This is a genomic window from Pantoea sp. X-Soil-TKNS-1211 (genome assembly GCF_059730495.1).
In genome coordinates this window covers 71395-84696 of record NZ_AP035957.1, presented here as the reverse complement: position 1 = coordinate 84696, position 13302 = coordinate 71395, and the positions used below count along the sequence as shown (strand labels likewise).

12 protein-coding genes are annotated in these 13302 nt (G+C 53.6%); 5 read left to right on the top strand and 7 right to left on the bottom strand.

The window, feature by feature from the left end:
- Positions 1-273 precede the first annotated feature (273 nt).
- The 5 genes from AC6I8W_RS27025 to nadS all read left to right on the top strand — a co-directional run bounded on the left by AC6I8W_RS27025 (position 274) and on the right by nadS (position 5389).
- A complete protein-coding gene (locus tag AC6I8W_RS27025) occupies positions 274-2142 on the top strand; it encodes a beta-glucoside-specific PTS transporter subunit IIABC (protein WP_497839705.1) in 1869 nt (622 codons plus the stop codon).
- Positions 2139-3563 carry a glycoside hydrolase family 1 protein gene (locus AC6I8W_RS27020; protein WP_497839632.1) on the top strand — a complete coding sequence of 475 codons (1425 nt, stop codon included), beginning with the start codon at positions 2139-2141 and terminating at the stop codon, positions 3561-3563. The genes AC6I8W_RS27025 and AC6I8W_RS27020 overlap by 4 nt, the downstream gene beginning before the upstream one ends.
- Before the next feature lie 3 nt (positions 3564-3566).
- Entirely contained in the window at positions 3567-4409 is an 843-nt protein-coding gene (locus tag AC6I8W_RS27015) for a PRD domain-containing protein (RefSeq protein WP_497839631.1), read from the top strand.
- A 320-nt stretch (positions 4410-4729) separates the two neighbouring features.
- Positions 4730-5053: a type II toxin-antitoxin system RelE/ParE family toxin gene (locus AC6I8W_RS27010; RefSeq protein ID WP_497839630.1), complete on the top strand. Its 324-nt coding sequence runs from the start codon at positions 4730-4732 to the stop codon at positions 5051-5053.
- 45 nt (positions 5054-5098) lie between these two features.
- The gene (nadS, locus tag AC6I8W_RS27005; RefSeq protein WP_497839629.1) at positions 5099-5389 is read left to right on the top strand and encodes a NadS family protein; all 291 of its coding nucleotides are present in this window, start codon (positions 5099-5101) and stop codon (positions 5387-5389) included.
- Positions 5390-5459: 70 nt separating this feature from the next.
- Here nadS and AC6I8W_RS27000 read toward each other — a convergent pair whose 3' ends face one another.
- The 7 genes from AC6I8W_RS27000 to AC6I8W_RS26970 all read right to left on the bottom strand — a co-directional run bounded on the left by AC6I8W_RS27000 (position 5460) and on the right by AC6I8W_RS26970 (position 13079).
- Positions 5460-7103: a GMC family oxidoreductase gene (locus AC6I8W_RS27000; RefSeq protein WP_497839628.1), complete on the bottom strand. Its 1644-nt coding sequence runs from the start codon at positions 7101-7103 to the stop codon at positions 5460-5462.
- Positions 7100-7630, bottom strand: coding sequence for a sugar dehydrogenase complex small subunit (locus AC6I8W_RS26995; protein ID WP_497839627.1), 531 nt, complete (start codon positions 7628-7630; stop codon positions 7100-7102). The genes AC6I8W_RS27000 and AC6I8W_RS26995 overlap by 4 nt, the downstream gene beginning before the upstream one ends.
- Positions 7620-9029 carry a c-type cytochrome gene (locus AC6I8W_RS26990; RefSeq protein ID WP_497839626.1) on the bottom strand — a complete coding sequence of 470 codons (1410 nt, stop codon included), beginning with the start codon at positions 9027-9029 and terminating at the stop codon, positions 7620-7622. Before AC6I8W_RS26990 ends, AC6I8W_RS26995 begins: the two co-directional genes overlap by 11 nt.
- Before the next feature lie 116 nt (positions 9030-9145).
- Positions 9146-9853 carry a hypothetical protein gene (locus AC6I8W_RS26985; RefSeq protein ID WP_497839625.1) on the bottom strand — a complete coding sequence of 236 codons (708 nt, stop codon included), beginning with the start codon at positions 9851-9853 and terminating at the stop codon, positions 9146-9148.
- Between the two features lie 80 nt (positions 9854-9933).
- The gene (locus AC6I8W_RS26980) at positions 9934-11082 is read right to left on the bottom strand and encodes a lactonase family protein (protein ID WP_497839624.1); all 1149 of its coding nucleotides are present in this window, start codon (positions 11080-11082) and stop codon (positions 9934-9936) included.
- 38 nt (positions 11083-11120) lie between these two features.
- Positions 11121-11759 carry a 3-oxo-tetronate 4-phosphate decarboxylase gene (otnC, locus tag AC6I8W_RS26975; protein WP_497839623.1) on the bottom strand — a complete coding sequence of 213 codons (639 nt, stop codon included), beginning with the start codon at positions 11757-11759 and terminating at the stop codon, positions 11121-11123.
- Positions 11760-11771: 12 nt separating this feature from the next.
- On the bottom strand, positions 11772-13079 hold the full coding sequence (locus AC6I8W_RS26970) for an MFS transporter (RefSeq protein WP_497839622.1): 1308 nt from the start codon (positions 13077-13079) through the stop codon (positions 11772-11774).
- Positions 13080-13302 lie beyond the last annotated feature (223 nt).

The window sequence follows — 13302 nt, the reverse complement described above, 5'->3', positions numbered from 1 at the left end:
CAATAAAATTCTCATATGGTTAACGCTTGTTTAACACCATAGTCCCACACGCCCCCATCGAGAAATGATTGCGCCGCTTCACAATTTTTATTATTAGTTATTGCCAATGTTGGCGGGCGTACTGAATACTCCCGGCGCAACATCCACATACGTTTTATTGCGGCGTGCTACTGCTTCGGCAGGCAAGACCAAAATAAAAATGCCTGCTCCAGTCTTATCTGGAGTGCATTTTTGTTTTGGTCTTTTTTTTTGCCTTAACGAAAAGGGAAAATGATGAGTCATAACGAGTTAGCTGATGAAATCCTGCGTCTGGTGAATGGGGGCGGTAACATTCGTACCCTGACACACTGCGCCACCCGGCTGCGCATGGAGTTTAACGATCGTGCCGCCGTGAATAGCGAGCAGATTGAAAAATTACCCGGCGTGATCAGCGTGGTCGAACGCGGCGGACAGTTCCAGATTGTGGTGGGTAATGACGTACAACGGGTGTTCCGCGTGCTGGAAAAAGCCACCAGCGGCAACAAAACCACAGTAACGCCCCAGGCCAAACAAGAGCGTGGCGGTATCATTTCTCAAATCATCAGCGTGATCTCCACCACCTTCACCCCGGTGATCCCAGCGATTACCGGGGCCGGGATGATTAAGGCATTACTGGCGATCTGCAAACTGACCGGCGTGATGAACGAGAGCAGCCCAACCTGGCAATTGCTGAATATCATCTCCGATGCGGCGTTTTTCTTCCTGCCGGTACTGCTTGCCTATGGCGCTGCGTTGAAATTCGAATGTAACGCGATTCTGGCGATGACCATTGCCGGAGCGCTGCTGCATCCGGACATTGGCAAAATGCTCGCCAGCGGCAAACCGGTGGATTTCCTCGGTCTGCCGTTCCAGCTGGCCGATTATGCCGGTTCGGTGCTACCCATCATCCTTACCGTCTGGTTGATGTCGTACATCGAACGCTTTGCCGAACGCGTTTCACCTTCCATCATCAAGTTCTTCGTCAAACCGATGATTATTTTGCTGGTGACAGCACCGCTGGCGCTGGTGGTGGTCGGCCCGCTGGGTATCTGGTTGAACGATATCGTCGCTGCCGGTGCCGTGATTATTGACCGCCATGCCAGCTGGCTGATCCCGATGCTGATGGGTGGACTGCAACCTTTCCTGGTGATCACCGGCACCGCCTGGGCGATGACGCCGATTGCCACCGGTCAGTTGAGCAAGAACGGTTTTGAGATGATCAACGGCCCCGGCATGCTGGCGTCCAACATCGCTCAGGGTGCAGCAACCCTTTGTGTGGCGCTGAAAACCCGTAATAAAAACCTGCGTCAGCTCGCGTCTTCCGCTGGTTTCACCGCGTTGTTAGGGATTACCGAACCTTCTCTGTATGGCGTGACCCTTAAGTTAAAACGACCGCTTATCGCCGCGATGATCGGTGGCGGCTGTGCCGGTATCTATGCCGGGTTAAGTGGCCTGGTGCGTTATGCGTTCGTCTCCCCCGGACTGGCCGCCCTGCCTGCCTTCATCGGCGCCAACCCGATGAACATCGTGCACGCCTTGATCACCTGTGTGATTGCGATTGTCGTCACCTTCGCGCTGACCTGGATCCTCGGCTTCGACGATATTCCTGATGCTGACACCCCGCCCCTGAAAACCGCTCCGGCTCCGGTGAACCTTAAGCCTGGCACCATTATCAGCCCGCTGCGCGGTGAGATGGTGCCGTTAGCTGAAGTCAAAGATGATGTGTTCTCCAACGGTCTGCTGGGTCAGGGCGTGGCTATCCGTCCTGAAGAGGGGGTGTTGCGAGCCCCGGTGAGCGGCAAAGTGATGACGTTCCTGCCCTCCTGTCATGCCGTTGGCCTGATGAGCGACGACGGTATGGAGGTTTTAGTACATATCGGACTCGATACCGTGGCGCTGGGCGGCCAGCATTTCAGTTCGTCCTTGCAGGTGGGTGACGACGTTCAGGCGGGCGATGAGCTGGTGCGTTTCGATCTGGCAGCGATTGCCGCCGCCGGTTACGACCTGATCACGCCGGTAGTAGTGATTAACAGCGATGAATATGCCATCACCACAGCCGCAGCAGCACCGGTCGATTTCGGTCAGCCGATTATGGAACTCAGTATCAGGGAGCAGGCCGCATGATTTATCAGACGCAAGCCTCATTTCCAGACGGCTTTCTGTGGGGAGCCTCCACCTCGGCCTATCAGGTGGAAGGCAGTTGGGACAGCGACGGCAAAGGCCCGTCAGTGGTGGATATGTTGACCCATCCGGCAGGCAAGGCAGATTTCACCGTCGCCAGCGACCATTATCAACGCATGGAAAGCGATGTGGCATTGTTCGCGCAGCTCGGCCTGAAAGCTTATCGCTTCTCCATTGCCTGGTCGCGGGTGATCCCTGATGGCGATGGCGACGTCAATCCGGCGGGCCTGGCCTTTTATCGTCGCCTGGTGGACACCCTGTGTGCACACGGCATTGAACCGATCGTCACGCTGTACCATTTCGACCTGCCCTGGGCACTGGAAGAGAAAGGCGGTTGGCTCAATCGCCACACCATTGACGCCTTCGTTCGTTATGCCGATGTGCTGTTCAGCGCGTTAGGCGACAAGGTGCGTTTCTGGCTGACGATTAATGAACAGAACACCATGATTCTGCATCCCGGCGCGATTGGTACGCCGCCGGGGCGCGAGTTGCCGGATAAAAAATCACTCTATCAGCAAAGCCATCACATGCTGGTGGCGCAGGCACAGGTGATGCAGCGCTGTCATCAGTTGCTGCCCGAGGCAAAAATTGGTCCGGCGATCAACACCACGTCAATGTACGCCGCCACCTGTCGCCCGGAGGACGCCATTGCCGCGCACAACTGGGAAACGTTGCGTTGCTGGAGTTTTCTCGATGTCGCGGTGCATGGCCGTTACAACGCCCTCGCCCTGCGTTATTTACAGGATCGCGGCCTGGCGCCTCAGATGTTACCGGACGATGCCGCGCAACTGGCCGTCGCGCGCCCGGATTTTGTCGCCATCAACTACTACTCCACTGCTACTATCGCCGCCAGCCGGGGTGATGCCTCCGATGTCGCACCACGCGCCGGGGATCAGCAGATTATGTTAGGCGAACCCGGTGTGTACCGACCGGAGGAGAACCCCTTTACCGCGAAAACGCCTTATGGCTGGGTGATTGATCCGGTGGGACTGCGTTTAACGCTGCGCAAGGTGTGCGAACGCTATGGTCTGCCGGTGATGATCACTGAAAACGGCATCGGTGCCCCCGACACCCTGGCCGCCGACGGTACGGTCGATGATGGCTATCGCATCGATTTTCTGCGTCAGCATATTGAGCAGATTCAACTGGCGCTGGCCGATGGTGTCGAAGTGATCGGCTATTTCCCCTGGTCAGCGATTGATGTGGTCAGCACCCATCAGGGCTATGCGAAACGCTATGGTTTCATTTATGTTAATCGCCACGAGCAGACGCTGAACGATTTACGGCGCATACCCAAACGTAGTTTTTACTGGTATCAGCAGGTTATCGCCAGTAACGGACACCAATTACAGGACACCCGTTAGCAGATGAAGGTCATTAAAGTCCTGAACAACAGCCTGGTGCTGATCGAAGATGGCGACGGCAAAGAAGCCATTGTGATGGGTAAAGGCATTGGTTTTAACAGCCATGTTGGCGACCTGATCCCACGGGAAAAAGTCGAGAAGTTGTTTATGGTGCAGGAAAACCTGCCCGGCGCGGAGTATCTGAATGCTTTCGCCGCCATGCCGGAAGAGGTTTTCCAGATGACCGCACTGGTGATGCAGATGGCGCAGCAGGGGCTGAGCCATCCGCTACGCCCGCAAATCTTTTTTACCCTGACCGACCACCTGATGTTCGCCGTGGAGCGCAGCCGCAAAGGGATCATGCTGCAAAACCGCGTGTTGTTTGAGGTACAGCGCTTCTGGCCAGCCGAATTTAACCTCGCGCAACAGGTGGTCGCGCGACTCAACAGTCAGTTCCAGCTTGAATTGCCCCCTGAAGAGGCGGGCAATATCGCCTTTCATCTGGTAAACGGCCAGTCGGAGCACAGCGACACCAGCCAGACGTTGCTGGCGATGCGCATGCTGAAAGATATCTTCAATATCATCCAGTACCACGCCTGGATCACCATCGATACGTCCTCGCTGAATTACTCACGCTTTCTGATCCATATGCAGTTCTTTATCCAGCGGATGTTCGCCGGTCAGCTCAACCACAGCCAGGGTAATGCCTTGCTGCCACAAATCATCCGCCAGCACCCGCGTATGCACCGCTGTGCGCTGGTGATTAATGATTATGTGAAGAAAATGCTGGAGGTTGAGATGACAGATGATGAGCTGCTGTGGCTGATCGTCCATCTGGTGCGGATTGCAGAGGCACCGGCGGAGTAATTGAGGAAGATTGGAGCATTACACAGAAAAGTATTTTGATTCCCCTATGATTCATTAACCGATTTAATGGCTTATATAAAACCCATAAATTCGTTAAGAATTGCTGAGCACCTCACGCCAGGCAGGTGCTCAGTCCTAACTTACATCAACTCTTCTGCATCGACTTCAGCATATGGTCCGCCAGACGTAAACTCAGCGCTGCTCCGGTCAGTGCCGGGTTTATGTAGGGTACCGAAGCGTTCACATTGTAGTACTCGGTACGAATTAACGTTTACTTTCGTACTGAGTACGAGTAAAATTCATACCAGGAGGTTACAATAATGGACTATTTAGAATTTGTAGAAACCCCATATTTTAGCAAGCAGCGTGCAATGCTACTGGATGATGACAGTTTCAGGGAGCTTCAGGCATATTTGCTTCAACATCATGAAGATGGTGACACAATAAGCAAAACGGGTGGCTGCAAGAAAATACGATGGAGCCGTCCTGGAATGGGTAAACAAGGAGGAGTAAGGGTAATCTACTACGCCATTTCCCGTAGCGGCAGGCTTTACCTGCTAACGGTTTACCCTAAGAACGCTAAAGATGATCTTTCTGAGTCCGAAAAAGCTATTTTAAAATCTCTGATCGGAAACTTAAATTGAATTAAAACCATGTGAAAGCGTGGCATTTCTCCAGAGGCTCATACTATGGAAAAAGAACTCTTCGAAGGCTTGGTGGAAAGCATCAAGCAGATGAACGCGATTGAAAAAGGCGAGATGGAACCTGCCCGAGTACACCGCCACCATGTACCCAATGTCAAATCACTGCGCGAAGCCAGTGGTATGAAACAAGACGAATTCGCTGAGGTAGTTGGCGTAAGCGCTTCATTGGTTCAAAGTTGGGAGCAAGATCGCCGCATCCCTTCCGGCCCATCACTCAAGATCTTATTAATGCTGGAACGTAATCCCACCCTCATCAACGAATTACGTGCGATTTAACCGTAAACGTCCCTCCGGCAAAGGTTTCTGAGCACCTGCCAATTCGGCAGGTGCTCCATCCTAACTTACATCAACTCTCCTGCATCGACTTCAGCATATGATCCGCCAGACGTAAACTCAGCGCCGCGCCGGTCAGTGTCGGGTTCATGCACGATGCCGAAGGCATCACGCTGGTGCCCGCAATCCACATATTCGGGTGATCGTGGGTTTGGCAGTTGCTGTCTACCACCGAGTTTTTCGGATCATCGCCCATAATGGTGGTACCCATAATGTGCTGTCGGTCCTGGTACTTGGTATCGATCGACAAAATCTCCGCATTCAACAGCTCGGCAAACTTGTGGAAATCCTTAATGCCTTCATCCTTACCGGCGTGCCAGTAATCGGTCACGCTGTAATAAATTTCCGGCAACGGAATACCGATGGCATCCTTTTTGGTTTTGCTCGGCGTCACACGGTTCTCCGGCAGCGGCAGTGTCTCAAAATCGATAGCGAAGTTGAGCGAACGAGCCGACTGACGGCGGATTTCTGCGTCAAGTTTCGAACCCAGCACCCCTTTCGCGATCAGCGATGCAGCGTAATCGGCGGTCGGTACGGTGTTACGTACCTTGATCTTGTAGCTGGGGAAGTCCTTACGGAAAGCGCCATCGCGATTGTTCAGATAGACCAGCAGCTCGGTCGGTCCCTGGCCCGGCCAGACGTCTTCCGACATCATCACGTTCATACTGATACCGGTGTGACCCATCAGATTGCGTCCAACTTGATCGGAAGAGTTAGCGATACCGTTGGGATACTTCTCTGACGTCGACATCAGCAGCAGTTTCGGCGATTCGATACCGTAGGCCGCCAGCACAAAGTAGTTCGCCGTCAGATGATGTTCGGAACCATCCGGCTTTTTATACCAGACGCCGGTGATCTTACCGTCATCCGCCGCTTCGATACGGTATACCACCGCGTTATCCAGCAGCTTCGCCCCGAGGCGCTCAGCTTCATCAATGTGCATTGAGCCATCGTACTTGGCAGCAATCGGGCACACCGGGTTGCAGTTGTTGTTACCGGCGCACATCGGGCGTTTGCCCCACGGTTTAGTCGCACGTCCGTTCGGCTCCAGTACCGGGTTATAACCCCCTTTGCCGAGCATGTCGCTGAGACGGTCAAACAGATAACTGGTCGGCAGGCCCGGCATTGGAAACGGTGTGGAACGCGGCGGCCAGGCTTTGCCGCCCTGCCCACTTTCATCCTGACCATCTACGCCGGAAACACCCAGTTCATGTTCCGCTTTGCCATACCACGGCTCCAGCTCATCGTAGCCAAATGGCCAGTCACGCCCCCGGCCATACAAGCTGTTAAGCTTGAAATCGTTCGGGATCATGCGCCACAACGCAGAACCGAAATGCCAGGTGGTGCCACCGACCACGCGCAGGTATTTAGTCGGGTATTTCACCGGCCCAACCTGTTGCAGATAATCGCCGTAGGTCGAGGGGATATGCGGCGGATTCGGATACGGCGAACCCACGCCCTGCAATTTAATGTTGGTCAGTGACATCTTGAACGGCGAGTTACGGAAGCGCTCCACGATCTCCTGACGTGACACACGTGGTCCCGCTTCAAGGATGATCACCGATTTGCCCGCTTTTGCCATCTGGGTCGCAATCAGACCACCCATCACTCCTGATCCGATGATGATGACATCGGCATCGACTTTTTGTGCACTCATGCGTGTTCTCCTGTGGTTGCCACCTGCCCGTTTTGTGTCACTGCCCAATAGAACGGGCCGCCGCCGTAAGTCGGGACCACGAGGATATCTTTGGTGGGCAGGTACATCATGGCATCGGCATAGGCGATCAACTCCAGATCGCTGCCGCTACCCACCACGCCGGTGTACCAGGCAGAAATAATGGTTTTGGCGGTTTGCCAGTCGCTGTTGTCAGCGGTGAAGGCAGCGAGGAAATCATCAACATGAGAAAAATTACGCTGTTGCAACAGGGTTTTCAGGCTACTGAGCTTCTGACTGAACTGCGCATCATGGCGCGTCAGCGCGTCGTAATAGCGTTGTCCCAGCAGCGGACCACAGGGGCGGCTGACGAGGAATTGCGACACCTGGAGAAACCCCGAATCAGCCAACTGATCTGCCGCCAGCGCACGCGCAGGAAACAGTGAATTGCACATCGCGCCGAGAGACAGGATCCCCATCCCTTGCAGCAGTCGGCGACGGGAAATGGCGGAAGAGTTGTTATGCGCCATGTTTTTTCCCCCTGCGCGAAAGTGAAACCAGGGCCACCAGCAGAATAATCACCACGATGGCTGCACCGCCCCAGACTGCGGGCTGGGCCAGACGCGCAATCATTGGACGCTCACCGCCTTCACGCACGGTTTTCACCTGATCGGCCGTGACATTCAGCTCGGCGTTACCAAAGTTTTTCAGGACATAATTGCTGACATCGGCGATTTGCTGATCGGTCAGACGATCGGTAAACAGCGCATCCGGACCAAAACCAGGCATATCAATATCTTTGCCGTCAACCTGACGATGCACGCCGTAAACGATGGTGGCGATCAGATTGTCGGCCTGCGGTGCGCCGGTGGTGGTGTTATGGAACAGCGAAGGATAGATGGTGTTGCCGGAACCATCCGCCTGATGGCAGTTGGCGCAGGTGCTGCTGTAAACCTTCCAGCCCGCATCCGGGTCTTTCACCGCGCGTTGCAGCGCTTCAGTGGTTGCCGGTTGGCCGATGTTGTCACGTGACTGGCTGATCGGTTGACTCACCGCCGGGATCTGACGCAGATAGGCCACCATCGCCTGAATATCGTCATCAGACAAATGTTGCAGGCTGTGCTCAACCGCTTCAGCCATCGGCCCTGCGGCCTGGGCTTTGCCCGCCACATGACCGGTTTTCAGGTACTGCGCGATTTGTGCATCGCTCCAGTTACCAATACCCGCTTGTTTATCCGGCGTGATATTCGGTGCATACCAGCTACCGAGACTGCCACCGCTTAAGGCCTGATCGTTATTCTGCCCCATCAACGCATTACGTGGCGTGTGGCAGGTATCGCAGTGGGCCAGTGCATTCACCAGATAATCACCGCGATTAATTTCAGCCGATTTATTGGCGTCAGGGGTAAAAGGTTTGGCATCCGCGAATAACATATTCCAGAAGAACATACTTGAACGGATATTAAACGGGAAGGGTAAATCCGTCTGCGCAGGCACATTATCGTCAGCTTTCACACCGTGCATAAAATAGGCATACAAGGCATGAATATCGCTGTCGGTAATTTTCGCGTACGAGGTATAGGGCATCGCCGGATAAAGATGCTGCCCCTGCTTATTAATCCCCTCTCTGACGGCTTTGGCAAAATCCTGTTCGGTATAATTGCCAATTCCCGCTGTTTTCGATGGGGTGATATTGCTGGAAACGATATTTCCCAGTGGCGAGGAGATAATATAGCCCCCCGACATTTCTGCACCGTGATCAGGTGCGGTATGGCAGGCCCCACAGTCCGCTGCAATAGCCAGATACTTGCCTTTCGCAATAAGCGACGCAGAGTCAGCCGCATTTTCAGCATGGGCTGAAAATGTAGCAGACATCAGAATGCTCAACGCGAAAGGCAGACAACTCTGTCTCACCTTTCTTGCCTTCATTGTAATTGCTTCCGGTTAATAATTATTAGTGTTATTAAAAAAGAAAAGCACATCTGTAGCAATGCCACAGATGCGCAGGTTAACAGATTGTAAATCCATACAAAATACAAACAGTGCTATAACAGTTCGTAATCATTAAAAACAATATTGTTACTGCTGGCTGCGGTTAAATCGACTTTGCCAGGTTCGGTTAAAAAGGCATCGCCGGGATGAACCCATAGCTCTTTAACCCGGTTGGCATGGGTTGGATCGGCTATCAACACCCGGCCTTCGGTAAAGAACACCCGCACTCCCGGCCCGTGCTGCGTGTATTCGCCGGTGCTTTCCCCCGGTTTAAGAGTCACTTTCCAGCCTTTAACGGTTTTCTTATCCAGCACCTGCTGGAAAGCCGGATTTGACGGACGGGTCGCGCCACCAAAATGCTGTGGTCCCGGAATGTTAATTTCAAACGCCACCTGATGATTAACGGTATTACCGGTGTTGGTCACTTTATCGGTATCGGACTTACCCTGATGTTCACCGAATTTCACGTTGCCGGTTTTCATTTCGGTATTGTTGACGGGTTTGTCCGGATATTCGATTTTCACCGGACTGCCTTCAATATGGGTATTGACGTAATCCAGATGTTGTTCGTGATAAAGCGTAGAATGTCCGGGTTGGATCAGTACCCGCATCACCGTGACATATTTATTTTCCAGAATAACGTGATGCAACGGTTCCAGATCGGTAGCCACAACTTTTTCCGCAGCATTGGCTTGTACCCCTGCAGCCAGAATTGCAGAAGATAATAAGGCATTCAGTAACGTCTGACGAACTTTAGGCATGACGACTCCTTTATTTAAAGCATAAATATCATTCGTACTCGAGGTAAATGAACAATATTAAAGATAGTGATACGGGTTATTTACTCAACAATCGTGACCCAATTCGCCCCTTTCCCGGTTGGCACACGTTCAATTAATGATAGCCTGCCGGTTTTCTGGTCAATCGAATACAAGGAAATTTGCGTTGATTTTTGTCCTGACTCGATCAAATAGCGACCAGAATTATCAATCGCAAAACCGCGCGGTTGGGTTTCGGTTGGGGTGCTATTAATCAACGTCAGTCGCCCGTCGACGGGAGAAACCTGGAATGCGGTGATATTGCTGCTGGTACGTTCCGTGGAATACAGAAAACGGCCGTTCGGCGTGATATGGATATCCGCCTGCCACAACCGGGGTTTAGCCGACTTGGGTAAATCATCATCACCGGTCAGTGGACGCGCTTCACCACGTTGCATAGTGCTGGCAATGGCCGGATCGAGAGACGGCGTCGCCTCATGTTCGGTCATGGTGCCATCCTGATTCAGCGTCAGGCGTGAAATATTGCCCGCCATCTCAGTCAGCAAATACATGTTTTGCTCACCCCGCTCATCGCGTTGCGGTGCGAAGACGAAATGGCGTGGTCCGGTGGCGGCTTCGCGCTGAATATTCACAAACGACGGAGTGTTAGGCGTCACCTTGCCGCTGTGACTGTCAAAGCGATATTGCAGCAATTGATCGGCCCCAAGTAACGGCACGAACAGGAACTGATTGCTGGGATCGGTTTGAATCGAGTGCGCCCGCTTCCCGGTGTGCACCACCTGAACCGGTGCACTTTCCACTTTACCGTCGCTGGCAATACGATTGACGCTAAACAGATCGCCCCCGTAGGACGAGGACAGCAGAAAATGACCGCTCTTATCCAACGCCAGATACGCCATCGCTTCCGGCAGTGGCGTATCGGCAAAATGACTCAGCGTGCCGTCCGGTTGAATATGCCAGGTCGACACATGATAAGGCTGACTGCGCACCGATACGTAAAGCGTCTTTTTATCGTTGGATACCGCCATCGGCATGCTTTTCAGGCCGGTGGGATATTCACCGATCGGCTTCAGTTGGTGCTGCGTCTTATCCAGCGTATACGCCGTCACCGTTCCGCTGTCGCCATTCGAAACATAAACATACGCGTTTTCCTGTGCCATCACAGTTGAAGCAAATAACATCATTCCTGCGGCCATGACTGTCTTTTTCATTTTTTTATCGTCGCTTATTGTAGGGTTCAGAGATTAAGTTACCAACGGGTGTTGAAGTGCTCGCACAGCTCCAGCACCGCCTGCTCCGGCAGGGCAGCCGGTTTTGCGGTGCAGTTCAGCCATAAACGCGCGGTTTCCTCCAACTCTTCCAATGCGAAACTGGCCGTGGAAACCGATGTGCCCCAGATCACCGGCCCCAGACGCTCCAGCATCACGCCGCGCACCTCGTTAGCCAAACCGGCAACCTGCTCAGCCACCTCGGCGTGGCCAGGACGGCGATAGTCGATCAGCGGGATACGGCCAACTTTCATCACCTGGTACGGCGTCAGCGGCGGCAGAATGCTGTCGCGCTGCCAGACTCCCGCCAACGTCAGCTGCACTAAATGGGTTGAATGGGTATGTACAACGCCGTGCGCATCGGGATTGCGATCATAAATCTGGCGATGCAGCAGCAAGGTTTTCGAGGGTTTATCACCGGAAACCCATTCGCCATCCCGGTTCACCTTAGCGATACGCGCCGGTTCCAGGTGTCCCAGACAGGCATCCGTTGGGGTGATTAACCAGCCATCTTCCAGACGAGCGCTGATATTGCCTGCGGTGCCGGTGGTGTAGCCGCGGGTAAACAGATCTGCCCCTACCCGGCATATCTCTTCGCGTAACGACTGTTCATTTTGCATAAGTTGATCTCCTCACTCGCTCGCCGTGGCAACGACAGACGATTCACTGTGGGTGTTGATGGGGAGGGGTTCCAGTTTGCCGAGCACGAACATAAAGGTCAGCGCGCCCAGTACACAGATGCCACCCGCCACCAGTAACGGCACGACAAACGAACCGTGGCTCAGGGTAAGCATTAAGCCGGTAAAGGAAGCGGTGACAATTCCAGCCAGATTACCGGCGAAGTTCTGAATACCACCGAGGGTGGCAACATAGTTGCTGGCGGGTGCCACGTCTGCCGGCAATGTCCAGATATTGGCGGCGGTGAAGGCCAGGCCCGCATAGGTAATGGAGAACAGCGTCAGGATCACGGTGATACTGTCGGTGAAAGCGGCAAAGGCGATCACACTGGAAAGTAGCATTCCGGTAATCAGGCAGGTCTTACGCGCCGCCGTCAGGCTAAATCCTTTACGGTAGAGTGCATCGGATACGATGCCGCCGAGTAAGCTGCCGGGAATACCCATCAACGCGGGGATCGCGCCCAGCGTGCCCAGTTCTTTCAATGAGAAGCCATGCGCCATAGTCAGATAGGTCGGGAACCAGGTGACGAAGAAATAGGTGGCGAAGTTCATGCAGAAGAAGCCAATCATCATGCCCCACACGTTGCGATGGCGGAACAGCGACCACATCTCAATCTTGCCATTGTTCTGCGTGGTGGGTACGGCGCGATCTTCCAGCAAATTCTGACGTTCGGTTTCGTCCAGCCCTTTCATCTCTTCCGGCTCGCGATAAAACAGCAGCCAGATAACCACCCAGACCAAACCTAACGCCCCGGTCACCACGAAAGAGGTTTCCCAGTCCCAGGTACTGATTAACCAGGCCACCAGCGGCAGCGCAATGGCGCTACCGGCACGCGGACCGGCATCGAAAATGCCGCTGGCGGTGGCGCGTTGTTTCTTGGCAAACCAGCTGTAAACCACTTTGACGCAGCCCGGATTCCCGCCCGCTTCACCGATCCCTAAGGCCAGGCGAGCGGCAAAAATCGAGCCAAAACCTTTGCCAAAGGCAGTGAACACGGTAAACAGCGACCACCAGCCCACGGCCAGCGCCAGTCCGGCACGTGCACCCAGGCGGTCAATCAGGCGACCGGCGGGTATCTGCATCAGGGCATAAGTCCAGAAGAAGGCTCCGAGGATCAGCCCCATGCTGGTGTCGTCAATTCCCAGGTCGGCTTTGATATGCGGAGCAGCAATCGCCAGGTTGATACGATCGATGTAATTGATAGCGATGGCGAAAAAGCAGAACACGATCATCAGCCAGCGAATTCGTGGATATCTGCGCATGGTGAATTCCTTTATGATTTATTTATGGGTTACAGGAGGTTTTGCCGCTTTTGGTCAGCAACCGCCACCGGTGTCGTTAAAAATCGGGGAGATACATCATGGAACTGTTAAAAAAACGTGAGCAGGCATCCCCGACCTGATAACATGATGTAAAAAGTAAGCGATTACAAAATTCAGTCAAGCCAAAAGTAAGCGCTTTCAAAATTGATAGTGGGTTGTCTGC

Coding starts and splice junctions, on each gene's coding strand:
- AC6I8W_RS27025 (WP_497839705.1), top strand. CDS start 274: ATGAGTCATAACGAGTTAGCTGATGAAATCCTGCGTCTGGTGAATGGG.
- AC6I8W_RS27020 (WP_497839632.1), top strand. CDS start 2,139: ATGATTTATCAGACGCAAGCCTCATTTCCAGACGGCTTTCTGTGGGGA.
- AC6I8W_RS27015 (WP_497839631.1), top strand. CDS start 3,567: ATGAAGGTCATTAAAGTCCTGAACAACAGCCTGGTGCTGATCGAAGAT.
- AC6I8W_RS27010 (WP_497839630.1), top strand. CDS start 4,730: ATGGACTATTTAGAATTTGTAGAAACCCCATATTTTAGCAAGCAGCGT.
- nadS (WP_497839629.1), top strand. CDS start 5,099: ATGGAAAAAGAACTCTTCGAAGGCTTGGTGGAAAGCATCAAGCAGATG.
- AC6I8W_RS27000 (WP_497839628.1), bottom strand. CDS start 7,103: ATGAGTGCACAAAAAGTCGATGCCGATGTCATCATCATCGGATCAGGA.
- AC6I8W_RS26995 (WP_497839627.1), bottom strand. CDS start 7,630: ATGGCGCATAACAACTCTTCCGCCATTTCCCGTCGCCGACTGCTGCAA.
- AC6I8W_RS26990 (WP_497839626.1), bottom strand. CDS start 9,029: ATGAAGGCAAGAAAGGTGAGACAGAGTTGTCTGCCTTTCGCGTTGAGC.
- AC6I8W_RS26985 (WP_497839625.1), bottom strand. CDS start 9,853: ATGCCTAAAGTTCGTCAGACGTTACTGAATGCCTTATTATCTTCTGCA.
- AC6I8W_RS26980 (WP_497839624.1), bottom strand. CDS start 11,082: ATGAAAAAGACAGTCATGGCCGCAGGAATGATGTTATTTGCTTCAACT.
- otnC (WP_497839623.1), bottom strand. CDS start 11,759: ATGCAAAATGAACAGTCGTTACGCGAAGAGATATGCCGGGTAGGGGCA.
- AC6I8W_RS26970 (WP_497839622.1), bottom strand. CDS start 13,079: ATGCGCAGATATCCACGAATTCGCTGGCTGATGATCGTGTTCTGCTTT.